This is a genomic window from Pseudomonas poae, assembly GCA_028869255.1.
Classification (GTDB): domain Bacteria; phylum Pseudomonadota; class Gammaproteobacteria; order Pseudomonadales; family Pseudomonadaceae; genus Aquipseudomonas; species Aquipseudomonas poae_C.
This window is the reverse complement of sequence record CP110972.1, coordinates 4425888-4449150: the sequence shown is the minus strand read 5'-3', so window position 1 is coordinate 4449150 and position 23263 is coordinate 4425888. Positions and strand designations below refer to the sequence as shown.

Annotated in this window: 20 protein-coding genes; 8 read left to right on the top strand and 12 right to left on the bottom strand. The window is 60.6% G+C overall.

What is annotated here, in order from left to right; genetic code table 11:
* The first annotated feature begins 1 nt into the window (after position 1).
* Positions 2 to 3067, top strand: a complete 3066-nt coding sequence (locus LRS56_20190; protein ID WDU61152.1) for an efflux RND transporter permease subunit — start codon at positions 2 to 4, stop codon at positions 3065 to 3067.
* A 107-nt stretch (positions 3068 to 3174) separates the two neighbouring features.
* Here the strand turns inward: LRS56_20190 and LRS56_20185 are convergent, their stop codons facing one another.
* On the bottom strand, positions 3175 to 3744 hold the full coding sequence (locus LRS56_20185) for an Lrp/AsnC family transcriptional regulator (GenBank protein WDU61151.1): 570 nt from the start codon (positions 3742 to 3744) through the stop codon (positions 3175 to 3177).
* A 78-nt stretch (positions 3745 to 3822) separates the two neighbouring features.
* On the opposite strand from LRS56_20185, the gene LRS56_20180 reads away from it, so the two are divergent.
* Genes LRS56_20180 through LRS56_20165 form a run of 4 tightly spaced genes read left to right on the top strand, consistent with a single transcriptional unit; the run spans position 3823 to position 7204 of the window.
* On the top strand, positions 3823 to 4560 hold the full coding sequence (locus LRS56_20180) for an ArpA protein (protein ID WDU61150.1): 738 nt from the start codon (positions 3823 to 3825) through the stop codon (positions 4558 to 4560).
* Between the two features lie 27 nt (positions 4561 to 4587).
* On the top strand, positions 4588 to 5910 hold the full coding sequence (locus LRS56_20175; protein ID WDU61149.1) for a serine hydroxymethyltransferase: 1323 nt from the start codon (positions 4588 to 4590) through the stop codon (positions 5908 to 5910).
* Positions 5911 to 5943: 33 nt separating this feature from the next.
* A complete protein-coding gene (locus LRS56_20170; GenBank protein WDU61148.1) occupies positions 5944 to 6558 on the top strand; it encodes a LysE family translocator in 615 nt (204 codons plus the stop codon).
* Positions 6559 to 6610: 52 nt separating this feature from the next.
* Positions 6611 to 7204 carry a threonine transporter RhtB gene (locus tag LRS56_20165; GenBank protein ID WDU61147.1) on the top strand — a complete coding sequence of 198 codons (594 nt, stop codon included), beginning with the start codon at positions 6611 to 6613 and terminating at the stop codon, positions 7202 to 7204.
* A gap of 467 nt (positions 7205 to 7671) precedes the next feature.
* On the opposite strand, the gene LRS56_20160 is transcribed toward LRS56_20165, so the two are convergent.
* From LRS56_20160 to plsB, 3 genes are read right to left on the bottom strand one after another with little or no spacing between them, the layout of a single operon-like run.
* Positions 7672 to 8361 (bottom strand): DUF4197 domain-containing protein, encoded by a 690-nt coding sequence (locus LRS56_20160; GenBank protein WDU61146.1) that lies wholly within the window; start codon positions 8359 to 8361, stop codon positions 7672 to 7674.
* A gap of 54 nt (positions 8362 to 8415) precedes the next feature.
* Positions 8416 to 8817, bottom strand: a complete 402-nt coding sequence (locus LRS56_20155) for a YbaY family lipoprotein (GenBank protein ID WDU61145.1) — start codon at positions 8815 to 8817, stop codon at positions 8416 to 8418.
* A 51-nt stretch (positions 8818 to 8868) separates the two neighbouring features.
* Complete coding sequence (gene plsB, locus LRS56_20150; GenBank protein WDU61144.1) at positions 8869 to 11373, bottom strand: glycerol-3-phosphate 1-O-acyltransferase PlsB; 2505 nt, start codon at positions 11371 to 11373, stop codon at positions 8869 to 8871.
* A 180-nt stretch (positions 11374 to 11553) separates the two neighbouring features.
* Here plsB and LRS56_20145 point away from each other — a divergent pair, with 180 nt between their 5' ends.
* Positions 11554 to 11763 (top strand): cold-shock protein, encoded by a 210-nt coding sequence (locus LRS56_20145; GenBank protein WDU61143.1) that lies wholly within the window; start codon positions 11554 to 11556, stop codon positions 11761 to 11763.
* A 140-nt stretch (positions 11764 to 11903) separates the two neighbouring features.
* Here the strand turns inward: LRS56_20145 and LRS56_20140 are convergent, their stop codons facing one another.
* From LRS56_20140 to LRS56_20125, 4 genes are all read right to left on the bottom strand, one after another.
* Entirely contained in the window at positions 11904 to 12281 is a 378-nt protein-coding gene (locus tag LRS56_20140) for a hypothetical protein (GenBank protein WDU61142.1), read from the bottom strand.
* A 54-nt stretch (positions 12282 to 12335) separates the two neighbouring features.
* On the bottom strand, positions 12336 to 13145 hold the full coding sequence (locus tag LRS56_20135; protein WDU61141.1) for a methyltransferase domain-containing protein: 810 nt from the start codon (positions 13143 to 13145) through the stop codon (positions 12336 to 12338).
* Positions 13145 to 14296 carry a succinyl-diaminopimelate desuccinylase gene (dapE, locus tag LRS56_20130; GenBank protein ID WDU61140.1) on the bottom strand — a complete coding sequence of 384 codons (1152 nt, stop codon included), beginning with the start codon at positions 14294 to 14296 and terminating at the stop codon, positions 13145 to 13147. The genes LRS56_20135 and dapE overlap by 1 nt, the downstream gene beginning before the upstream one ends.
* Before the next feature lie 244 nt (positions 14297 to 14540).
* A complete protein-coding gene (locus LRS56_20125) occupies positions 14541 to 17132 on the bottom strand; it encodes a glycosyltransferase (GenBank protein WDU61139.1) in 2592 nt (863 codons plus the stop codon).
* Positions 17133 to 17343: 211 nt separating this feature from the next.
* Here LRS56_20125 and tcdA point away from each other — a divergent pair, with 211 nt between their 5' ends.
* Positions 17344 to 18159, top strand: coding sequence for a tRNA cyclic N6-threonylcarbamoyladenosine(37) synthase TcdA (gene tcdA / locus LRS56_20120; protein ID WDU61138.1), 816 nt, complete (start codon positions 17344 to 17346; stop codon positions 18157 to 18159).
* A gap of 116 nt (positions 18160 to 18275) precedes the next feature.
* Here tcdA and LRS56_20115 read toward each other — a convergent pair whose 3' ends face one another.
* The 4 genes from LRS56_20115 to LRS56_20100 form a co-directional block, all read right to left on the bottom strand.
* The gene (locus LRS56_20115; GenBank protein ID WDU61137.1) at positions 18276 to 18689 is read right to left on the bottom strand and encodes a SufE family protein; all 414 of its coding nucleotides are present in this window, start codon (positions 18687 to 18689) and stop codon (positions 18276 to 18278) included.
* Positions 18686 to 19891 (bottom strand): cysteine desulfurase, encoded by a 1206-nt coding sequence (locus LRS56_20110; GenBank protein ID WDU61136.1) that lies wholly within the window; start codon positions 19889 to 19891, stop codon positions 18686 to 18688. Before LRS56_20110 ends, LRS56_20115 begins: the two co-directional genes overlap by 4 nt.
* 64 nt (positions 19892 to 19955) lie before the next feature.
* A complete protein-coding gene (gene dapD / locus LRS56_20105) occupies positions 19956 to 20990 on the bottom strand; it encodes a 2,3,4,5-tetrahydropyridine-2,6-dicarboxylate N-succinyltransferase (GenBank protein WDU61135.1) in 1035 nt (344 codons plus the stop codon).
* Between the two features lie 32 nt (positions 20991 to 21022).
* Complete coding sequence (locus LRS56_20100) at positions 21023 to 21385, bottom strand: ArsC family reductase (GenBank protein ID WDU61134.1); 363 nt, start codon at positions 21383 to 21385, stop codon at positions 21023 to 21025.
* Positions 21386 to 21586: 201 nt separating this feature from the next.
* On the opposite strand from LRS56_20100, the gene LRS56_20095 reads away from it, so the two are divergent.
* Positions 21587 to 23230 carry a Na+/H+ antiporter gene (locus LRS56_20095; GenBank protein WDU61133.1) on the top strand — a complete coding sequence of 548 codons (1644 nt, stop codon included), beginning with the start codon at positions 21587 to 21589 and terminating at the stop codon, positions 23228 to 23230.
* Positions 23231 to 23263: the final 33 nt, after the last annotated feature.

Here is a 23263-nt window from a genome sequence, read left to right as displayed (position 1 = left end):
GATGGGTTTCAATCTTTCCGAATGGGCGTTGCGTAATCGCCAGATCGTACTGTTCCTAATGATCCTGCTGGCGGTAGTCGGTACTTTGTCTTACACCAAGCTCGGGCAAAGCGAGGACCCGCCCTTCACTTTCAAGGCGATGGTGATCAAGACCAACTGGCCCGGTGCCACGGCCCAGGAGGTGTCGCGCCAAGTCACCGAGCGCATCGAGAAAAAACTCATGGAGACCGGCGACTACGAGCGCATTGTCTCGTTCTCGCGCCCCGGCGAGTCGCAGGTTACGTTTATGGCCCGCGACTCCATGCGCTCGGCGCAAATTCCCGAGCTGTGGTACCAGGTGCGCAAGAAGATCAGCGACATTCGCCAGACCTTGCCACCGGACATCCAGGGCCCGTTTTTCAATGATGAGTTCGGCACCACCTTCGGCAATATCTACGCGCTGACCGGTGACGGCTTCGACTATGCGGTACTCAAGGACTACGCCGACCGCATCCAGATTCAGCTGCAACGGGTGCCGGATGTGGGCAAGGTCGAGCTGCTGGGCCTGCAGGATGAGAAGATCTGGATCGAGCTGTCCAACCTCAAGCTCGCCACCCTGGGCTTGCCCTTGGCGGCAGTGCAGCAGGCGTTGCAGGAACAGAATGCGGTGTCCACCGCCGGCTTCTTTGAAACCCCGAGCGAACGCGTGCAATTGCGCGTGTCGGGTAACTTCAAGACGGTGGAAGAGATCCGCGCTTTCCCGATTCGCGTGGGCGATCGCACGTTCCGCATCGGCGATGTGGCCGATATCCACCGTGGCTTCAACGACCCACCGGCGCCGCGTATGCGGTACATGGGTGAAGACGCTATCGGCCTGGCTGTGGCCATGCGCGACGGCGGCGATATCCTGGTGTTGGGCAAGGCCCTTGAAGGCGAATTCGCACGCTTGCAGAAGAACCTTCCGGCCGGCATGCAACTGCGCAAGGTGTCGGACCAACCGGCGGCGGTGAAAACCAGCGTCGGTGAATTCGTCCAGGTCCTGGCAGAGGCGCTGGCTATTGTCTTGCTGGTGAGCTTCTTCTCGCTCGGCGTACGCACCGGCATGGTAGTAGCCCTGGCGATTCCGCTGGTGCTGGCGATGACCTTTGCCAGCATGTATTACCTCGGCATCGGCCTGCACAAGATCTCCCTCGGCGCACTGGTATTGGCTCTGGGCTTGCTGGTGGACGACGCGATCATCGCCGTGGAAATGATGGCGATCAAAATGGAGCAGGGTTACGACCGGCTTAAAGCCGCGAGTTTCGCCTGGACCAGCACCGCCTTCCCGATGCTCACCGGCACCTTGATCACGGCTGCGGGCTTCCTGCCGATTGCCACCGCACAATCGAGCACCGGCGAATACACCCGTTCGATCTTCCAGGTGGTGACCATCGCGCTGCTGGCCTCGTGGGTTGCCGCCGTGGTGTTTGTGCCGTACCTGGGGGAAAAACTCCTGCCGGACCTGGCGAAGATTCACGCTGCCAAGCACGGCACCGATGGGCCGGACCCCTACGGCACGCCGTTCTATCAGCGCGTAAGGCGTTTGGTGGAGTGGTGCGTGGGGCGGCGCAAAACGGTGATCGTGCTGACCCTGCTGCTGTTTATCGGTTCGGTCGCGTTGTTTCGCTTTGTGCCGCAGCAGTTCTTCCCGGCCTCCGGGCGGCTGGAACTGATGGTGGATCTGAAACTGGCCGAAGGCGCCTCCCTGAGCAGCACTGCAGACCAGGTCAAACGCCTGGAAGCCTTGCTCAAGGAGCACGCGGGTATCGACAATTACGTGGCTTACGTCGGCACCGGTTCGCCGCGCTTCTACCTGCCTCTGGACCAGCAACTGCCCGCCGCGAGCTTCGCGCAATTTGTGGTGCTGGCCAAGACCATCGAAGAGCGTGAAAGCCTGCGCACCTGGCTGATCGGAACCCTCAACGAACAATTCCCCGACCTGCGTTCACGGGTCACGCGCCTGGAAAACGGCCCGCCCGTGGGCTACCCGGTGCAGTTCCGTGTGACCGGCGAACACATCGAAGAAGTCCGCGCCCTGGCTCGGAAAGTGGCGACCAAGGTTCGCGAAAATACCCACGTGGCCAACGTGCACCTGGACTGGGAAGAGCCGAGCAAAATCGTCTACCTCAATATCGACCAGGACCGCGCCCGCGCCCTTGGCGTGAGCACTGCCAACCTGTCGAAGTTCCTGCAGAGTTCTCTCACCGGTTCCAGCGTCAGCCAGTTCCGGGAGGACAACGAGTTGATCGAAATCCTCCTGCGCGGCACCGTGCATGAACGCACCGAGTTGTCGCTGCTGCCGAGCCTGGCCGTGCCGACCGACAACGGCAAAAGCGTGGCACTGTCGCAAATCGCCACCCTTGAATACGGCTTCGAAGAAGGCATTATCTGGCACCGCAACCGCCTGCCGACGGTCACCGTGCGCGCCGATATCTACGGCAAGGAACAACCGGCGACCCTGGTTCAGCAGATATTGCCGACGCTGGAAGGCGTGCGTGCCGAACTGCCGGACGGCTATCTGTTGGAGGTCGGCGGCACCGTCGAAGACTCCGCCCGCGGGCAGAACTCGGTGAAGGCCGGCGTGCCGCTGTTTATCGTGGTGGTGCTGACCTTGCTGATGCTGCAACTGCGCAGCTTCTCACGCACGGCGATGGTATTTCTCACCGCCCCATTGGGCCTGATCGGTGTGACGCTGTTCCTGCTGGTGTTTCGCCAGCCCTTCGGGTTCGTGGCCATGCTGGGGACCATCGCGTTGTCGGGCATGATCATGCGTAACTCGGTGATCCTGGTGGACCAGATCGAGCAGGACATCAAAGCCGGGCTCGCGCCGTGGCAGGCGATCATCGAAGCCACCGTGCGACGCTTCCGCCCGATTGTGCTGACAGCCCTCGCGGCAGTGTTGGCAATGATCCCGCTGTCACGCAGCGTGTTCTTCGGACCGATGGCAGTGGCGATCATGGGCGGCTTGATTGTGGCGACGGCGTTGACCCTATTGTTCCTGCCGGCCCTGTATGCGGCTTGGTTCCGCGTCAGGAAGGAGGCGCAATAGTTTATAGAAAGGGGGGTGTGAAGGCTTTCAGATAAGATTAAAGGGTGTGGGAAAAGCCTGAGATCCGATAACTGCTGTTAAAGCCTGAATATCTCCCACGTGTTTACTTAGAAGGCGGGTAGTTTCTTATCAACTGTTTTAATGATCGATGTATTGGTGTCGGCCAACGGAGTAATGCGTTGCAGTGTATGGTCCAGATGGCTGACCGAGTCGGTATAGAGATGGCAGACGAAACTGTCCTCTCCGGTAATTTTATAGCACACCACACATTCGGCCATTTCTGACAGTAACTGTTCCACCGCTTGAAACTTTCCGGTCAGCGGTTTTACCCGCACCAGCGCCTGTAGCGAAAACCCCAATGCCTGTGCATCTAATTCAACACTGAACCCACTGATAACGCCTGCCACTTCCAGGCGTTTGAGGCGCTCGCTGCAGCCGGGGGCCGACAATCCCACCTGCCGGCCGAGTGCTCGGATCGACGCTCGGGCGTTCTGGTGCAGCGCAACCAGCAACGCGCGGTCAATCGGGTCAAGTGTGTGATCGGTTTTTGTAAGCCTTTTCATTAGATGGACCTTACGAACATTGACGAAATAGCGTGAAAATCTTACATACCACAGTTCCCTGAAAAAAGAATGGCTTTTTCGAAAATCCCTACCTATTGTTTTGCCTGCAGTCATACGCAGTACTGTGATGCTCTTTCAACTTGATCTATTTATCGAGGGATTGAAATGAACTACGTACTTGATGAGGCGCGCTTGCAGCACTACCAGAATAATAACTTTCCTGAAGAACGTATGTTTAACTTGCGTCATGAGTTTGCCCGCAACGGGTTTATAAAGTTGCGCGATATTGTCGATGATGGCCTGCGTGAAACGATAACGGCCGAAGTCAACAGCCTGATCGAACGCCAACTTGAACGCCGCGACCTGCACCTGGCAACCACCGATAATACGCCGCGCTATATGAGTGTGGTGCGTAGCGAATTCATTGCTGAAAACAGTCCACTGATCAACACACTTTCCAAGTCCGAGGTATTGCTCGATACCTTGTCCCGGATCGCCGGTACGCAGATTGTCGCGTCCGTCTCCAAGGACGAGGAGTACCTGATCACCAAGCAGGAGCGCAAAGGTGATACCCACGGTTGGCACTGGGGCGATTACAGCTTCGCGCTGATCTGGATTATCGAAACGCCGCCTGTCGCTAAAGGCGGGATGTTGCAATGCGTGCCTCATACCTCATGGGACAAAACCAACCCGAGGATCCATGAGTTGCTGTGCAGCAACCCGATTGCGACTTACGGCTTCAAGACCGGGGATATTTATTTCCTGCGCACCGATACCACGCTGCACCGCACCATTCCGCTCAATGAGGACGCCACGCGGATCATCCTTAACATGACCTGGGCGGCTGAAAAAGACCTTAGCCGAAACCTTCACGGCAATGACCGTTGGTGGGAAGACCAGCACGCCGAAGCTGCGAAAAGCCTGACCTAGGCACAGTGTTGCTGAACCCACGGGAGGATGATCATGCATGACATTGAATGTCTCCAGCGCGCCAGTGCCTTACTGGAACAGGCGCAATCGCACGCGGCCATGGCCGATCTGGTCAGGGCGGCGGTCGTTCGAAATGAACAGTGGCGCGGGCAGCAGTGCATCAATCTCGTGGCGGCCGAGTCCCCGACCAGCCCGGCGGTGCGCGCATTGCTCGCCAGTGAAGTCGGCACGCGTGCATCGGGTGGGCATATCGGACGTGATAACCGTTTTTTTTCCGGTATGAAGAACATCGACGAGCTGGAATCGCTCTGCGTGGAGCTGTTGAAGACCACGTTGCGCGCCCGGCACGCCGACCATCGGTTGATGGGCGGTATGGCAGCTGTACTCGCGGCGTACACCGCGTTGGCCCGCCCCGAGGACAACGTAATGACCGTGCCGGTGATCAGGGGCGGGGATACCAGCAACCGCACCAATGGGCCGCCCGGTGTGCGTGGGCTCAAGGTCTGGGACATTCCCTTTGTGCACAAAACCGCAGACATCGACCTTACGCATTTCAGCGAAATCGCCCAGACCCTCAAGCCGGCCGTGATCGGGTTAGGCATGACCTTGACCTTGTTCCCGCTGCCGGTGGCCGATATCAAAGGCATCGTCTCGCCCTGGGGTGGAAAGGTCTATTTCGATGCGGCCCACCAAATGGGCTTGATCAGCGCCGGATTGTTTCAGGACCCGCTGGCAGAGGGGGCTGACCTCATGACCGGTTCTTCCGGAAAAACCTTCAGTGGCCCCCAGGGCGGACTGATCGCCTGGAACGATGCAACATTGACCGCGCCGCTGCATGAGGCCATTTTCCCCACGCTGACCGGCAGCCATCAGATCAACCGCGTGGCGGCGCTCGCGGTGGCGGCGACCGAGTTGCTCGAATACGGGCCGACCTATATGAAGCAGGTCGTGACCAACGCACAGGCACTGGCCATGCATCTGGACCACAGGGGCGTGACGGCCTTCTACCGGGAGCAGGGCTACACCCGAACCCATCAGATCGTGATTGATTCAAAGCCTTTCGCCAGTGGCCGCGAAGCGGTGCAGTTGCTGGAGGCGGCCAACATCATCAGCAATGAAATGCCGCTGCCCTGGGATACCGACCCCTACCGGGAAACCGGTATTCGGCTCGGCACCGTCGAGGTCACGCGCCTGGGTATGAAAGAGCCGGAAATGGCCTGGATCGCCGAGCAGATCGCCAAGGTACTGCTGCACAAAGAGGACCCGATGGGCATCGCCAATGGCGTGATTGATTTTATGAAGAACTATCGAACCGTCTATTACTGCCACGAACATGGGCTGCCCGTTTAAGCCGCGACGAACCCGACCCTAGAGGAGGCTTGTATGCCCGACGCCCTGCTATCCGTGTACCAGGCGACGCTCACGTTTACCGTCGCCGCGATCGCCTTGCTCGCCAGCCCAGGCCCCGCAACCCTGGCGCTGGCGGCGAGCGGTGCGGCTTATGGCATGCAGCGCTCGGTTCAGTTTTTTATCGGGATCACACTGGGCCTGACGATTGCCATGGCCTTGGTTGCTACAGGGCTGTATGTGGTCCTGCACAGCTTTCCGATGCTGGCGGCGGCACTGACGGTCATCTCCATTGTTTATATTTTTTGGCTGGCCTATCGCATCGGCACCGCGCCGCCGATCAAGGACGAACTGTCTGTGATCACGCCGGGCTGGGGCGCCGGGTTTGTATTGGGCGTCGCGAACATCAAGGCCTATGCGGCGTTTGCGGCGTTGCTGGGCAGTTTCACCTTGGGCACGGCGCCCGCCTGGGAGCAGAGTGCTAAAGCGTTGATCTGCCTCCTGGTGTGTGTGGTCTTCGATTTTTTGTGGTTGTTCGCGGGCAGCAGGATGCGCAAATTGTTTATCCACCCCGCTTGGAGTCGGCGACTTAACGTAAGCTTCGCGATTTTGATGGTGGCGACGGTCGCGTGGTCATTCACGCTGGCGTAATAGCACTATCGGTGGAAAGCCCATTGATCATTTCCGGTCGAGGATAATCTTTATGTTTGGGACGGTTTCTGCACTGGTATTGCTACTGGTCGTGCCCGGGCCGACGAATACACTGTTAATGCGCGCAGGCGTGTTATTCGGGTTTGCAGCCTCATGGCGTATGGCGTTTATCGAATGCCTGGCTTACCTGCTTCAGGTCACCCTTTGGGGGGTGGCGTTGTTCTATCTGTCCGCCTGGTCACCGTGGGCCGTAAAAGCCACGCAGTTGGCTGCGGTCTGCTACCTGCTCAAACTTTCCTACACGCTGTGGTTACGCAAGAACAGCGCCGTCGATGCGGGCCGGGACCGTTTCAGCGGCCTGTATTTTTTCTGGCTCACCGTGATGAACCCCAAGGGCCTGCTGATCGTTTCTTTTATCGCACCGATCAACGCGTTTGCTTCGCTGCAAGGCTATGCCGGTTTCATGGCCACCCTCGCATTGGTGGTGATACCGGTGGGGGCTGCATGGATTGTGCTGGGCAGTCGCTTCGAAGGCATTCAGAAGGCGTGGCTCACGCCCTTGAAGATCAACCGGGTAACCTCCGTGGCCATCTGCTGTTTCGCGACGATCATGATGGGGCGACTGGCTGAGTCGGTGATTCATTGATTTACATGCTGATGCAACCCGGCAGCGGGGTGTATGGAACGTTCGTATTTTTTACTCCACTCAGAATTGCCTGATGGACAGGCGCAGCGTTCGACCTTGTCAGATGACGGTCGGCGCTATTTCACTGAGTTTATGGAGTGTCACATGTCTATTTTTGATGCCATTGCTGCTTTCAAAGGTGCGTTGCTGGGGTCGTTGCTGGGTAGCAAATTACCCGTTCAAAGGCCTGACCCGTTTGAGTCTTATGCGCGTACAGGCTCACACCTTTCTTATTCATCCCCGTTTGGTTCCGGCCACTCGCTGCCTGAAAGGCCGAGCCAAGGCCACTCGCACCCTTACCCGGTGTGTCAGTACCCGTTGTCCGACAGACCGCTGCGCTCACTGTTTCCGCTGGGTTGATAATACGCTAGCGTAATGCCGGTGCGCCAAAGTCCGTGACAGGGATTCTGGCGCACTGGTTGGAGGGTTTACAGCGCCCCAAACACCTTCTTCGCCAGGCTCGTGGCAGCCGCCGCCGGATTTTTACGAATGGTTTCTTCCTGCTGCGCAATCATCTTGAACAAGCCGTCCAGCGCTTGCTCGGTCACGTAGTTTTCCACGTTGGCGCTCTTGGCATCCACCGCGCCAAAAGCCGCAGCCTTGCCGGCGAGGGCGTTGTACTGTTGGGCCACCCCGACCTTGTCGGTGGCAGCCTTGACGATCGGCAGGAACTTGGCACGGATCTCTTCGCGACTGCTCTTGTTCAGGTATTGCGTCGCCGAATCCTGACCACCGGCGAGGATGCCCTTGGCGTCGGTCACACTCATGTTCTTCACTGCATTGACCAGGATCGGTTGCGCCTGGGTCACGGCAGTTTCTGCCGCTTTGTTCATGCTGGTTTCCAGCTGGGTGACCTGATCACCCATGCCGAACATCTTCAGCTTGTCGGCGACTTTGCCCAGTTTGCCCGGCAGGCCGATCTTCACTTCGGGGTTGTTGCTGAAACCACCGGGTACGCCCAGTTGCTTCACGGCGATCTGTGCGCCTTGGGTCAGTGCGTCCTTGAGGCCGCCGCTGGCGTCGCCCTGGGACAGGCTGCCAAGGTCCAGGGCCATGGCATTGGCGCCGAGCAGCAGGCCGGCACACAGGGCAGTGAGGCGAAGAGACTTACGGAGCATGAGCGCTTCCTTATGTTTGTAAAATCAATGTGCGTAAATTAAGTGTTCGTAAAGTCAGTGAGCCACAGCATCAACCCGCAAGCGCATCGGCTGTGGGTCCTGGCCATTGAGCTGCACAGTGTGCCGTTCGGTGGTAATAAACAGTAGCTTGCCCTCCAGCTCGATGCGAGCACTCACCGAGTAACTGTGGCCAGGTTTGACCTGGGCCGGGTCGTAGCTCAGATGAAACGGCAGCGGCACCTGGCCTTTGACCGGGCCTTTCTGCTCGGCGAGCGTCACGGCCGGGGCGTCCGCCAGGGACACATCCTGCAGGCTGACACTCAAGGTAGCAGTCGGCGGCAGCGCGATGCGTTGCAGGTAGAACACTTCGCCGTCGAGGCTGGCCTTGGGCGCGGGATTCATGGTCTGGCAGGCTCCGAGCAGGGCGGTCAGGCCCAGGAGGATGATTTTTTTCATGGTACAGCTCCTCGTCAACGGCGCCGGCATCCGACCGGCGCCTCATACAATCTAGCGGCTTTCTTCGGGGTCAACCGACGCCTCGGCGGCACCGTCCACCCGGTGCAACGCCACCTGGCGGATCGACAGGCGAATTTCGGCCGGCAACACGCGCTTGGCCGCGCCTTCGGCCAGCTCGCCGAGCAGGTCGTGGTAGCTCAACTTGCCGGCTTCATCGCGGCGCAGCACATCTTGCTCCAGTAAGGTCTGGATAAAATGTCGGAAAAGGCTCTTATCGAAGAATTCCGGCGCATTGAGGCCATGCAGGATCGACAGGCGCTGGGCCATGATCGTGCACAGGTCTTCCAGTTCTTCGGCGCTGATGCTGTTCTGGCCGCTGTTGAGCAGCAGCGAGATCGCCATATAGAAGCGTTGCAGCGTCTGGGCGATGCTCTTGGACAGCAGCGTCAGCAGCACAAAGTGCCGCGAACTCGGGGCCGGGCGCAGGTACACGTTGTTCTCGAAGCGCAGCAGGCCCTGTTCGACAAACGCCTCGAGCCATTGGTCGACCACCGTGTCCAGCTCCTCCAGCGACCAGCGGATAAACAGCTCCGATTGCAGGTACGGGTACAGCGCGTGGGTGTAGCGCAGGATCTGCTCGCGGCTCATGCGCGAGCTGCTCTGGAAGAAGCTCGCGAGCAGCGCGGGCAGGGCGAAAATGTGCAGCACGTTGTTGCGGTAGTAGGTCATCAGCACCGCGTTTTGCTCGCCCAGGTACACGATCTTGCCCAGGGCGTCGCTTTGCTCCGACAGCAGGTCCATATCCTTGACGTGCTTGATCAACGCCAGGCCATCACCTTCCGGCAAGGTGGTGTGCGGCGAGTACGGCACGCGACGCAGCAGCGCCAGGTACAGGTCCAGCTGGCGGGCCATGGCCTGTTCATCCAGGGCCAGGCGGGTGGTGGACAACAGCGCCAGGGCCACAAGGTTTACCGGGTTGACCGCAGCGGCCTCGTTCAAGTGGCGCGCCACCTGTTCGCCGAGGCGGTTGGTGGTTTCGTTGAGCCAGGCCGGCTTGTAGTTCGGGCCCAGCTCCTGATTGCGCCAATCCGGTTGTTCGGCGTCGAGGAATTCCGCCAGTTTGATCGGCTCGCCGAAGTTGACCGCGACCTGGCCAAAGCGCTGCTTGAGCGCGCCGACCACTTTGAAAATATCGAAGATCGACTCTTTCTTCTTGCTCGCACCCCGCAGCTCGCCCAGGTAGGTGCGGCCTTCCAGCACACGTTCGTAGCCGATGTACACCGGCACAAACACGATCGGCATGCGCGAAGAGCGCAAGAAACTGCGCAGGGTGATCGCCAGCATCCCGGTTTTCGGTTGCAGCATGCGCCCGGTACGCGAGCGCCCGCCCTCCACGAAGTACTCCACCGGGAAGCCCTTGGTGAACAGCGTGTGCAGGTATTCATTGAACACCGAGGTATACAGCGGGTTGCCCTTGAAGGTGCGGCGCATGAAAAACGCACCGCCACGGCGCAGCAGGCTGCCGATCACCGGCATGTTCAGGTTGATCCCGGCGGCGATATGCGGCGGGGTCAGGCCATTTTTGAACAGCAGGTACGAGAGCAGCAGGTAGTCGATATGGCTGCGGTGGCACGGCACATAGATCACCTCGTAGCCCTGGGCAACCTTTTGCACACCTTCGATGTTATTGACCTTGATGCCGTCGTAGATCTTGTTCCAGAACCAGCTCAGCACCACTTCCAGGAAACGGATTGCGGTGTAGGTGTAGTCTGAGGCGATCTCGTTGCCGTAGCGCAGGGCCTGGGCCTTGGCTTTTTCCGGGGTGATTTTTTCGCGCTCGGCCTCATCCAGGATGGCCTGGCGCACCAGCGGCATGTTGACCAGGCCCTTCACCAGGTTACGGCGGTGGGACAAATCGGGGCCGATCACCGCCGTCTTCAGGTTACGAAAGTGCACACGCAAGATGCGTTGGGCCATGCGCACGGTGCGTTCGTGACCTTTATTGTGCTCGATCAATTCACGCAGGTTGATTGGCGCGGAGAATTGCACGCGGGTCTTGCGACCCAGGATCAGGATGCTCAGCAACCGACGCAGACGCCCGGTGACCGCCCAGCTGTCGGCAAACAGCAGCTTCCACGGGCTGGACTCGCTCTCGGGCGACTGCCCCCAGAACACGCTGACGGGAATGATTTGTGCATTCTCTTCGGCGTGCTCGGTCAGGGTATCGACCAGACGGGTCAGTGTCGGCGGTGCGCCGCGCTTGTCCTGGCGGCCGAGCCAGTCCGGCTCGGGCGTGAGGTAGAAGAACGCCGCCGGTTCCATCAGCCGGCCCACCGATACCGGCAGCACCGGGCGCGGCAGGCCGGCCTTGGTGCACTCGGCATCGACCACGGCCAATTCGGTGAGGGAGGGCGATTGCAGGACGTAGAACACCGGCCGGCTGCGGTCCAGGTTAAGGGTGAGGGACGACTGGTTGATCGTCTCCGAGCGAACCCAGAGGTACAACAGTCGGCGCAAGGTGCCAAACACCAGACGGCGGAACGGGGAGCGGGTCATAGGCGTGCTGCTTCAAGTGGAAAAAACCGAGCAGGCGCTCGGGCGAGTAGTGTGCCGTATTCGCCGAAAATCGGCAAAAAAGCAGCGATGTAAACTTGAGTTGAACGTTTTTGAGCCTGTCATATACTCGGCAGTTCAACGCGACCGACTCAACAATAACAATCAGGTGGGAGTGAATAGATGGCAACGCGCGAAACCGGCAATGTGAAGTGGTTCAACGACGCCAAGGGCTATGGCTTTATTCAGCGTGAAGACGGCAAGGATGTGTTTGTGCACTACCGCGCCATTCGCGGTGAAGGACACCGTTCCCTGGCCGAGGGCCAGCAGGTGGAATACGCCGTGGTGACCGGCGAGAAGGGGTTGCAGGCGGAGGATGTGGTGGGTCTTTAAAGCGGACTTTGTTACACCGCTGAACCCATGTGGGAGCTGGCTTGCCTGCGATGCAGACACCTCGGTCTATCAGCTAGACCACGGTGATGCTATCGCAGGCAAGCCCGCTCCCACAGTTTGATTGGGTTCACACGTAAGGCTTATGCGGTTTTCCAGGTGATCTGCTCTTCACCGTCTGCGCTGATCCGGATCCAGGTGTCGGCGCTTTCTTCCCCTTCTTCCTCAACCCACGTCCCCGGCGCGCAACGTACTTCCACGTTCAGCGCGGCAAACGCTGCGCGGGCGCAGGCGATGTCGTCTTCCCACGGCGTCTGGTCGCTTTCCAGGTACAGGCTGTTCCATTTACCGACGGCTTTGGGCAGCCAGGTAACGGGCACGTTGCCGGCCTTGCATTTGTAGGTCTGGCCCTTCTGGACCCAATCGGTGCACGGGCCCAGGGCGGCGCCCAGCCAGGCGGCGATGGCCTTGTAGTCGACGTCGGCGTCCTTCAGGTAAATCTCGATATCAGGTTGGCGCATGGATGTTCCTCGTTGCGGGATTCGAAAATCCATTCGCGGATGCTTAAAAGTCGGTTATTGAAGCACGAAATAATCGTAGCGCATGGACACCGTGACCAGCAGCGGCTCGGCGGCCTCGATCACCTCGGCGCGGCGTTCGGCACTGGCGCGCCAGCCATGGGGCGTCATCGCCAGCAGGTTGGCGCGGTCCTGTGGCTCGGCCAGGCTGAGGGTGAACTCAAGGGTTTCGCTGTGCGCCAGGCTCATGCCTTGGGGCACCAGGGCCAGATGCTTGTCGTCGGTGTACTCGCGCACTTCATCGTACAAACGTTCGCGCAGTTCCATCAGGTGACCGCTGGTCGGGCCGACCTTCATCAAGCCGCCGCCAGGGCTCAGCAAGCGTTTGGCTTCGTCCCAATCCAACGGGCTGAAGACGCTGGCGAGAAACTGGCAACTGCCCGACGCCAACGGCACGCGGGCCATGCTGGCGATCAACCAGGTCAGCGCCGGGTTGCGTTTGCACGCACGCTTGACTGCTTCCTTGGAGATATCCAGCGCATAGCCGTCGGCGTGGGGCAGGGCGTCGGCGATTTGCGCGGTGTAGTAACCCTCGCCACAGCCGATGTCCACCCAGCGTTGCGGTGCACGCTCGGCAGCCAGCTCGGCCAGGCGCTTGGCCACCGGGGCGTAGTGCCCGGCGTTGAGAAAGTCACGGCGCGCCTCGACCATGGCGAGGTTGTCGCCCGGGTCGCGGCTGTTCTTGTGCTGCACCGGCAACAGGTTCAAGTAACCCTGGCGCGCACGGTCGAAACGGTGCCCGGCCGGGCACGCCACGCCATTGTCCACCGCGCTCAGCGGTGCGCTGCAAAGGGGGCAGGCGAGCATCAGGCGAGCAACTTGATCAGGGTCTGGTAGTAGATTTCGGTCAGCACATCGAGGTCGCTGGCCAGAATGCGTTCGTTGACCTGGTGAATCGTCGCGTTGACCGGGCCCAGTTCCACAACCTGCGTCCCCAGCGTGGCGATGAAACGCCCGTCGGACGTACCGCCGCTGGTGGACGCCTTGGTCTCCCGGCCGGTAATCGCCTTGATGCTGGCCGACACCGCATCCAGCAACGCGCCTGGCTCGGTGAGGAACGGCAGGCCCGACAGCGCCCATTCCACGTGCCAGTCCAGGCCATGCTTGTCGAGGATCGCCGCAACGCGCTGTTGCAGGCCCTCCACGGTGGACTCGGTGGAGAAACGGAAGTTGAACACCGCCGTCAGGTCACCCGGGATCACGTTGGTGGCGCCGGTGCCGGAGTTGAGGTTGGAAATCTGGAAGCTGGTCGGCGGGAAGAAGGTATTGCCGTCGTCCCAGTGCTCGGCGGCCAGTTCGGCCAAAGCCGGAGCGGCCAGGTGGATCGGGTTCTTCGCCAGGTGCGGGTAGGCCACGTGGCCTTGTACGCCGCGCACGGTCAGGGTGGCGCCGAGGGAGCCGCGACGGCCGTTCTTGACCACGTCACCCACCAGGGTGGTGCTCGACGGTTCGCCGACGATGCACCAGTCCAGGCGCTCCTTGCGGGCGGCCAGGCGTTCGATCACGGCTTTGGTGCCGTGGTGCGCCGGGCCTTCTTCATCGCTGGTGATCAGGAAGGCGACCGAGCCCTTGTGGTCCGGGTAGTCGCTGACGAAACGCTCCGCTGCCACCAGCATCGCGGCCAGGCTGCCTTTCATGTCCGCCGCGCCGCGCCCGCAGAGCATGCCGTTGTCGTCGATCAACGCATCGAACGGGTCGTTCTGCCAGGCTTGCACCGGGCCGGTCGGGACCACATCGGTGTGGCCGGCGAAGCACAGCACCGGGCCTTCGTGCTTGCCATGGGTGGCCCAGAAATTGTCCACGTCCTCGATGCGCATCGGTTCCAGCGCAAAACCGGCGTCGCCCAGGCGCTGCATCATCAGCTTCTGGCAGTCGGCGTCGATCGGCGTCACCGAGGGGCGACGGATCAAGTCGATGGCAAGTTGAAGGGTCGGCGAAAGGTCGGCATGGGCCGTCATTGGGGAACTCCGGAAGCGTGTTATGGGCGCAGGACGAATGTGGGCTTGAAACGGCGTGAATCCAATGTGGGAGCTGGCTTGCCTGCGATAGCATCGCCGCGGTGTACCTGGCAAACCGCAGCGTCTGCATCGCAGGCAAGCCAGCTCCCACAGAAAAAAGGGCTAGGCCAAGTCTCACAAAACGGCCGTTATCTTATAGCAAAACGGCGGCCAGAGGCCGCCGTTTAGTGCATTGCGCAAGTTTTTACTCAACCGTTGCCGGTTCTACCTTCGGTGCCGGTTTGGGCAGCGACGAGAGGAACGCCATGATCAGTGCCGCCACATACGGCAGCGATTGCACCAGCAGCATCACCACCCAGAAGCGCATGTCATTGCTTGGCAGGCCCTGCACCAGGTAAATCCCCAGCGCGGCGCCCCACAACAGCAGCATGATGAACATTTCTTCGCGGGCTTCGGAAATCGCCACCCAGAAGCCGTGGTTATCCGCATTTTTCGGTGTACGAAAGAACGGAATACTGGTGGTGAAGAAGCCATACAGCACCGCCTTGGCGATGGTGTGGGACAACGCCAACCCAGCCAACGCCGCGCAGAACGCATCCTTCAGGTTCACCCCCACCGCACGGCGGTAGAGGAAGATGATCTTGCCCACCTTGAACACGAACAACGCCAACGGCGGGATCGCGAAAATCAGCAGCGGCGGGTCAACCCGGGTCGGCACGATGATCATCGCCGCCGACCACAACAGCGCGCCCACGGTAAAGAAGATGTTCATGCCATCCGCCACCCACGGCAACCAGCCCGCGAGGAAGTGGTAGCGCTGGCCCCGGGTCAGCTCGGTGTCCTTGCCGCGCAACAGGCTGGCGGTGTGGCGCTTGATAATCTGGATCGCGCCGTAGGCCCAGCGGAAACGCTGTTTCTTGAAGTCGATAAAGGTATCCGGCATCAAGCCCTTGCCGTAACTGTCGTGGTAATACGCCGCCGACAGACCTTTCTCGAATACCCGTAGGCCCAACTCGGCATCTTCACAGATGCACCAATCGGCCCAGCCCAGTTCTTCGAGCACCGAGCGACGGGTCATGGTCATGGTGCCGTGCTGGATGATCGCGTCACGGTCGTTGCGGGTGACCATGCCGATATGGAAGAAGCCTTTGTATTCCGCGTAGCAGAGCTTCTTGAAGGTGCTTTCGTTCTGGTCGCGGTAATCCTGCGGCGACTGCACCACGGCGATTTTCGGGTCGGCGAAGTGCGGCACCATGTGCTTGAGCCAGTTCGGCGACACGCAGTAGTCCGAGTCGATCACCGCGATCACTTCGGCGTCCTTGGCGGTGTGCGGAATCAGGTAGTTCAGCGCGCCGCCCTTGAAACCGGCCAGGGGCGCGACATGGAAGAACTTGAAGCGCGGCCCGAGGGTTTCACAGTAATCGCGCACCGGTTCCCACACCGCAGGGTCTTTGGTGTTGTTGTCGATGATCAGGACTTCGTAGTCCGGGTAATCGAGGGCGGCCAGGGCGTCGAGGGTCTGTTTGACCATATCCGGCGGCTCGTTGTAGCACGGCACGTGGATCGACACTTTCGGGCGGTAGTCCGAATCCCCTTCTACCGGCAGGAATTCACGCCGGCGCTTGTGGGTCCACACCGCCTCCGCCAGTTCGTGGGCTTCGGTCAGCAACACGATAAACACGCCGAGGGCGCCGAGGGCCAGCAAGATACCGACGGTCACGCTGAACCAAGTGCTGTATTGCTGGCTGTAGTCGTAGCCGATCCACACCAGCACCGACCCGCACAAGAACGCGATAAAGGTCAGGAACGTGCGGCCACGCTGGCGCAGGGCCGAGCCGTCGATCATCAACAAGGTCAGCGACAACAGCGCCAGCACCACCGAGCCGATAGCCAGTACGCGCCATTGCGGGATCGCAACCACCGGGCCTTCAAAGTTGAATTTCTGCTGGCGTGCGGCGTTGTAAACGCCCCAGTAAGCGCCGGCCGAGCCTTCGTCGCTGACTTTCCAAGGCTGGTCAAAGGCTTCGATCACGAAGTAGTTGAAACCCTGGCGGTTCAGCTTGTTCACCAGCGTACGCAGGTAAATCGCCTGGTCGGCCGGGGACGTTTCATTACCACCGCGCATGCGTCCGTTGCTCGGCCAGCCAACTTCCGACAGCAGCAACGGCTTTTTCGGGAACAGTTTTTTCAGGTCACGGGCGCGGTCGAGTACGTACTGGCCGGCCTTGTCCATCGGGATAAATTCCCAGAACGGCAGGATGTGCGCGGCGATCAGGTCGACGTGCTTGGCCAGTTGCGGGTTCTTTTCCCAGATATGCCATTGCTCGGAGGTGGTCACCGGCACTTTGACGGCGGCGCGCACCCGGTCGAGCAACACGATCAGCGCTTCAGGCGTGATCTCTTCTCGGAACAGCGCTTCGTTACCCACCACCACGCGCACGACGCTGCGCGAACTGTTGGCGATCTCGATGGCGCGCTGGATTTCACGCTCGTTGCGCTCCAGGTCGGGGCTGATCCAGATCCCGAGGGTTACCCGCAGGCCGAACTCTTCGGCCAGCTTGGGGATGTCGCCCAGGGTGCCGTCGACCGAGTAGGTGCGGATGTTGTCCGTCAGCTTGCTCATGATTTCCAGATCGCGACGCATCTGGTCGTCGGTCGGGTATTGGTCTTTCTGCGGGTACTGACCTTGCTGGAACGGCGAGTAGGAAAAACCGGAGATCTGCTCAGGCCAGTTGGGGGTGGTGACCGGGCGGTTGATCAGCGCCCAGAAGCCGGTGAACAGCGCGGCGATTGCCAGCACGACCACCAGGTTGAGTCCAAATTTACGCGATGACATGGCTATTTCGGGTTCCAAAGGGTGTGGAACGAAAAGAGGTGTCGGCCTACGCCGAACGGCGCGCATCCTACACCGGCCTTTCCCTGACCGTACAGCAGACAGAGAAAAGCCGGACTTTAGTCAGCGAAACCCCATCTAAGTTCTTTACTTGTAACTTGTAGCTTAAAACTTGCCGCTGCGTACCCCATAATGCGCGCCGGTTTTTGGGGTAATGGTCATGAGCACAGAAGATCCGCGGTTTGCAGGCGTCGCCCGCTTGTATGGCATTGAGGGGCTGGAACGCTTGAAAGCGGCCCATGTGGCGATCGTCGGCGTCGGCGGCGTGGGCTCGTGGGCGGCGGAAGCCATGGCCCGTTGCGGGGTGGGCGAGATTTCGCTGTTTGACCTGGACGATGTCTGCGTGAGCAACAGCAACCGCCAGTTACACGCCCTGGACAGCACCGTGGGCAAACCCAAGGTCGAAGTGATGGCCGAACGCCTGCGCGCGATCAACCCGGAGTGCACGGTGCATGCGGTGGCGGATTTCGTCACACGCGACACCATGGCCGAGTACATCACCCCCACCATCGACTGCGTGATCGACTGCATCGACGCCGTCAACGCCAAGGCCGCGCTGATTGCCTGGTGCAAGCGCCGCAAGATCCAGATCATCACCACCGGCGGCGCGGGCGGGCAGATCGACCCGACGCTGATCCAGGTCTGTGACCTGAACCGCACCTTTAACGACCCGCTGGCCTCGAAAGTACGCTCCACCTTGCGCCGCGATTACGGTTTCTCGCGCACGGTGACCCGTCATTACAGCGTGCCGTGTGTGTTTTCCACCGAGCAACTGCGCTATCCCAAGCCGGACGGAAGCATCTGTTTGCAGAAGAGTTTTGTGGGCGATGGGGTAAAGCTGGACTGCGCCGGTGGGTTTGGCGCGGTGATGATGGTGACGGCCACGTTCGGTATGGTCGCGGCGACCAAGGCGGTGGACAAGATTGTGGCCGGGGTGCGCAGGCCGTCGGAGCGGGTTAAACCGACTTAGCGTTAACTGCCAAACATAGATCGAAATGTGGGAGCGGGCTTGCTCGCGAATGCGGTGGTTCAGTCAATGATGTATCGACTGACACTACGCTTTCGCGAGCAAGCCCGCTCCCACAGTTAGTTTTGAGCATGGCTCAGGTCTCGCATGCGCTGCAAGACTGCATTCAAGCCGTTGCTGCGCGATGGCGACAACTGGCGGGAAAGCCCCAGCTGGCTGAACCACTCCGGCAGGTCAACCGCCTGCAACTCAGCCGCCGACAGCCCATTGACCCGCGCCAGCAGCAACGCCACCAACCCGCGAATCATCCGCGCATCGCTGCTCGCGGCGAACTGCCAATGGCCGTTCTCCAAACGGCCGACCAGCCACACCAGGCTTTCACAGCCCTGCACCAGGTTGGCGTCGACCTTTTCCTCGTCCGCCAGGGCCGGCAGCCGCTCACCCCATTGCATCAGCATGCGGGCGCGTTGCTCCCAGCTGCCGACCGCCTGAAAGGCTTCCAGCGCAGCCACTGCCTCTGTCGGCAAGCTCATCGCAGCATATCCAGCGCCTGGTCCAATGCTTCAAAGAAGCGCTCCAGGTCCTCCGAATCGTTGTACAGCGCCAGGGACACGCGGATCGCCCCCGACAGGTGCATGCCCTTGAGCAGGGGCATTGCGCAATGGTGCCCGGCCCGCACGGCGATGCCCTGTTCGGTCAACAGGTGTGCGAGGTCAGCGTTGTGCACGCCCTCGACCACAAAGCTGACCAGCGCCACCTGCGGTGCGCCCAATACGCGCACGCCGTTGCGCGCTTTGAGGCCGCGCAGCAGGTACTCGTGCAGCGCGGCTTCGTGGGCGATCACGGCGCTTTGATCCAGCGAACTCAGGTAATCCAGGCTGGCGCCCAGGCCGATCACTCCGGCAATTGGCGGCGTGCCTGCTTCAAAACCCAGCGGCGCGGGGCGGAAGCTGGCGCTGTGGTAGTCCGCCTGCTGCACCATCTCCCCGCCGAACTGCCAGTGGCGCAGGTGATGCAGGGCCTCATTGCGGCCAAACAACACGCCCACGCCGTCCGGGCCGTAGAGCTTGTGGCTGGAAAATACATAAAAATCGCAGCCCAGCGCCTGCACATCGTGGCGGCCATGGACGATACCCTGGGCGCCATCGACTACGGTCAGCGCGCCGTGTGCCTTGGCGAGTGTCAGCAAGGCTTCCAGCGGTTGCCAGGCGCCAAGGACGTTGGACAGCTGGCTCACCGCCAGCAGGCGTGTGCGCGGGCCGATCAATTCGGCGGCGGCTTGCAGGTCGATCACGCCATCATCACCCAGCGGCAATACCACCAGCGTGAGTGCGCGACGCTTGGCCAGTTGCTGCCAGGGCAGCAGGTTGGCGTGGTGTTCCAGGGCGCTGATGACCAGCTCATCGCCCGCATTGAATAAGTGCTCAAGGCCATAGGCCAAGAGGTTCAGCGCAGAGGTTGCGCCGTGGGTAAACACAATTTGCCCGCTGTCACCTGCATTCAACCACTGCGCGACCTTGCTGCGACTGTCTTCAAAGGCCTGGGTCGCGTGGGCGCCCGGCAAATGCTGGGCACGGTGCACATTGGCTGCGCCATTGGCGTAGTAATGGCTGATCGCATCCAGCAGCGCTTGAGGTTTTTGCGTGGTAGCGGCGTTGTCCAGGTAGGTCTGGTCTTGCCGTTGCAGGGTGGCGATGGCCGGAAAATCCGCGCGCCAGGGGGAGGGCACAAGCATGGTAATCAAGACTCGTATAAGCGAGCCCCGGGGTCGGGGCCCGCTAGTGGCATCGAGTGGCTGCTTAGTTGTGAGCGTGCAGCGCTTCGTTCAGTTCGATGGCCGATTTGTGGGTTTTGCACTCCACGGCACCGGTCTCGGAGTTGCGGCGGAACAGCAGGTCCGGTTGGCCGGCCAGTTCACGCGCCTTGACCACTTTGACCAGCTGATTGTTCTCGTCCAGCAGCGCAACCTTGGTCCCGGCCGTCACGTACAGGCCCGACTCCACGGTGTTGCGGTCGCCCAACGGGATACCGATACCGGCGTTGGCGCCGATCAGGCAGCCTTCGCCGACCTTGATCACAATGTTGCCGCCGCCCGACAGGGTGCCCATGGTGGAGCAACCGCCGCCCAGGTCCGAACCCTTGCCGACGAATACGCCGGCCGATACGCGGCCTTCGATCATGCCCGGGCCTTCGGTGCCGGCATTGAAGTTGACGAAACCTTCGTGCATTACGGTGGTGCCTTCGCCCACGTAGGCACCCAGGCGGATACGTGCGGCGTCAGCGATACGCACGCCGCTCGGCACCACGTAGTCGGTCATTTTCGGGAACTTGTCCACCGAGAACACTTCCAGCAGCTCCCCACGCAGGCGGGCTTCCAGTTGGCGTTCGGCCAGTTCGTTGATGTCGATCGCGCCCTGGCTGGTCCACGCCACGTTCGGCAGTTGCGGGAACACGCCGGCCAGGCTCAGGCCGTGCGGCTTGACCAGGCGATGGGACAGCAGATGCAGCTTGAGGTAGGCCTCCGGCGTGGAGGTCAGTGCGGCGTCTTCGGCCAGCAGGGTGGCGACCAGCGGGGTGTGGCTTTCAGCCAGACGGCTGAGCAGCGCGGCCTGGGCGGTATCGACGCCTTTGAGCGCGTCCGCCAGTTGCAGGGCCTGGGTCACGGTGAAGGTGATGGCCTGGTTGCCTTCGCTGTAGCCGAGGATCGGTGCGATGGCCGCAACGATTTCAGCCGACGGGTTGAGCAAAGGTTGTGCGTAAAACACTTCCAGCCAAGCACCTTGGCGGTTCTGAGTGCCGACGCCGAAGCCCAGGCTGAACAGGGAATTGGACATGCTGTTACCTCTACAAAAATGGAAAGGCTGGCCTACTTGAGGGCCGCCGAATAACTATCTGGCTTGAAGCCAATCAGGGTTCTGTCACCGAGATCAAGCACCGGGCGCTTGATCATCGAAGGTTGTGCGAGCATCAATTCAATGGCTTTCGACTGATCGAGATCGGCTTTGCGTTCGTCTTCGAGTTTGCGAAAGGTGGTGCCCGCACGGTTCAAAACCACCTGCCAACCGTGCTCTTCGCACCATTGGGTCAAGTGTTCGCGGTCGATACCGGCCGTTTTGTAATCGTGGAACTCATAGCTCACGCCATGCTCATCGAGCCAGGTGCGCGCTTTTTTCATGGTGTCGCAGGCTTTGATGCCGAAAAGGTGCAACGTTTTGCTTGAAGCGGTCAAGGAATTGCCCCCTTTTGGATGAACAGGAAATGAAAGGTCACGGATTATGCCACGCCCAGAGATTTTGGGTGCCGCTCGTCAATACCGTGCGACTTTTGTGCAAAAGCCAGTGCGTAACATAGCCGGGTAATATGGCACTTCAACGGCCAGTTGTTGCCTGATGTGTGTCGTTGCAAGTCGATTGTCCGGGAAAACCGCGTTATGCAAACCGCCTACACCGTTCTTATCCTGCTGATGCTGGTCAGCGTGTCGCGTCTTGTCGGGCGTGTTATTCCTCTGCCGTTACCGTTGGTACAGATCGCCGCCGGTGCCCTGCTGGCCTGGCCGACATTGGGGTTGCACGTGGCGTTGGACCCGGAGTTGTTTCTGTTTCTGTTCCTGCCGCCTCTGTTGTTCTCCGATGGCTGGCGCATGCCCAAGCGCGAGTTGTGGCGCCTGCGCGGGCCGATCCTGACGTTGGCGGTGGGGTTGGTGCTGTTCACGGTGGTCGGCGCCGGCTACTTCATTCATTGGTTATTGCCTACGATCCCGCTGCCGGTGGCCTTCGCCCTGGCGGCTGTTTTATCACCGACGGACGCGGTGGCGGTGTCAGCCATTTCCCAGAATCGTTTGCCAACACCGCTGATGCATATGCTCCAGGGCGAAGCGTTGATGAATGATGCGTCGGGCCTGGTGACGTTCAAGTTTGCCCTGGCTGCGGCGCTGACCGGGGTGTTTTCGCTGGCAGATGCCAGCCTGACCTTTGTGCTGGTAGCCGTGGGTGGCCTGGCGGTGGGCGTGGCGCTGAGCTGGCTGGTTGGCCGCCTGCGCGCGTGGATGATCGACCGGGGTTGGGACGACCCGGCGACCCATGTGGTGTTCATGTTGCTGCTGCCGTTTGCCGCGTATGTACTGGCTGAACGCTTGGGCGCCTCGGGCATTTTGTCGGCCGTGGCCGCAGGCATGATGCAAAGCTGGCTCGATCTGTTGCCACGCCAGACCAGCACGCGCTTGCTCAATCGCAGTGTGTGGTCGCTGCTGGAATTTGCCTTCAATGGCCTGATCTTCTTGCTGCTGGGGCTGCAACTGCCGGACATCATCAAGGCCGTGGTCAGTCATGAGCCGACGCTTTGGCCAACTCTGTTGTATCGCTGCCTGGATGTGATCGCGATCTTCCTGGTGCTGGTGGTATTGCGCTTTATCTGGGTGCAGAGCATCTGGCGGCTGTCGGGCCTATTACGCAGGATTCGTGGGAAAAGTGAACTGACCATGGTACCGACGGCGCGCTCCTGCTGGCTGTTGACCGTCGGCGGTGTGCGCGGAGCGGTGACGCTGGCAGGTGTGATGTCGGTGCCGTTGCTGCTGGCGCCGGGGCAGGATTTCCCCGAGCGTGACCTGCTGATTTTCATCGCGGCCGGGGTGATCCTGTTGTCATTGATTTCGGCGTGTGTCGCCTTGCCATTGCTGTTGCGCGGTATCGAAAAGAGCCCTGACGAGAAACGCTACAACGAAGTGCGCGAAGCCTGGAAGAAGACCGCCGTGGCTGCCATCCATGCGCTTGAAGCGCAGGAGCCTGCTGAACTCGAGACCCAGGATGCGGCCCAGGCCGCACTGGCCACTGAGCTGAAGGCGCGGTTGATGTCGGAATATCGTCATCAGTTGGAAGTCTTCAACGACTCGGCCGAAGCCCAGGCGCTGGCGCAGCAGATGGACCTGCTTGAACGCAAACTGCGGCTCAAGGCCCTGCGCGCACAGCGCTTGGAGTTGTACAGCTTGAGCCGCCATCACCAGATCGGTGATGACGTGTTGCGGGAAGTATTGGCGGAGCTGGATATGAGTGAGGCTGGCTTGGGAAAAGCCAATTAGTGGCGGATGTACTCCTATGACTTTTCGAAAAGC

Bases quoted from the DNA above. Each gene is read 5' to 3' on its own strand.
- dapE (WDU61140.1), bottom strand. From the start codon at position 14,296: ATGACGGCCCATGCCGACCTTTCGCCGACCCTTCAACTTGCCATCGAC.
- tcdA (WDU61138.1), top strand. From the start codon at position 17,344: ATGGTCATGAGCACAGAAGATCCGCGGTTTGCAGGCGTCGCCCGCTTG.
- LRS56_20175 (WDU61149.1), top strand. From the start codon at position 4,588: ATGATCATGCATGACATTGAATGTCTCCAGCGCGCCAGTGCCTTACTG.
- LRS56_20145 (WDU61143.1), top strand. From the start codon at position 11,554: ATGGCAACGCGCGAAACCGGCAATGTGAAGTGGTTCAACGACGCCAAG.
- LRS56_20110 (WDU61136.1), bottom strand. From the start codon at position 19,891: ATGCTTGTGCCCTCCCCCTGGCGCGCGGATTTTCCGGCCATCGCCACC.
- dapD (WDU61135.1), bottom strand. From the start codon at position 20,990: ATGTCCAATTCCCTGTTCAGCCTGGGCTTCGGCGTCGGCACTCAGAAC.
- LRS56_20185 (WDU61151.1), bottom strand. From the start codon at position 3,744: ATGACTGCAGGCAAAACAATAGGTAGGGATTTTCGAAAAAGCCATTCT.
- LRS56_20170 (WDU61148.1), top strand. From the start codon at position 5,944: ATGCCCGACGCCCTGCTATCCGTGTACCAGGCGACGCTCACGTTTACC.
- LRS56_20115 (WDU61137.1), bottom strand. From the start codon at position 18,689: ATGAGCTTGCCGACAGAGGCAGTGGCTGCGCTGGAAGCCTTTCAGGCG.
- LRS56_20155 (WDU61145.1), bottom strand. From the start codon at position 8,817: ATGAAAAAAATCATCCTCCTGGGCCTGACCGCCCTGCTCGGAGCCTGC.
- LRS56_20140 (WDU61142.1), bottom strand. From the start codon at position 12,281: ATGCGCCAACCTGATATCGAGATTTACCTGAAGGACGCCGACGTCGAC.
- LRS56_20095 (WDU61133.1), top strand. From the start codon at position 21,587: ATGCAAACCGCCTACACCGTTCTTATCCTGCTGATGCTGGTCAGCGTG.
- LRS56_20160 (WDU61146.1), bottom strand. From the start codon at position 8,361: ATGCTCCGTAAGTCTCTTCGCCTCACTGCCCTGTGTGCCGGCCTGCTG.
- LRS56_20135 (WDU61141.1), bottom strand. From the start codon at position 13,145: ATGCTCGCCTGCCCCCTTTGCAGCGCACCGCTGAGCGCGGTGGACAAT.
- plsB (WDU61144.1), bottom strand. From the start codon at position 11,373: ATGACCCGCTCCCCGTTCCGCCGTCTGGTGTTTGGCACCTTGCGCCGA.
- LRS56_20165 (WDU61147.1), top strand. From the start codon at position 6,611: ATGTTTGGGACGGTTTCTGCACTGGTATTGCTACTGGTCGTGCCCGGG.
- LRS56_20190 (WDU61152.1), top strand. From the start codon at position 2: ATGGGTTTCAATCTTTCCGAATGGGCGTTGCGTAATCGCCAGATCGTA.
- LRS56_20125 (WDU61139.1), bottom strand. From the start codon at position 17,132: ATGTCATCGCGTAAATTTGGACTCAACCTGGTGGTCGTGCTGGCAATC.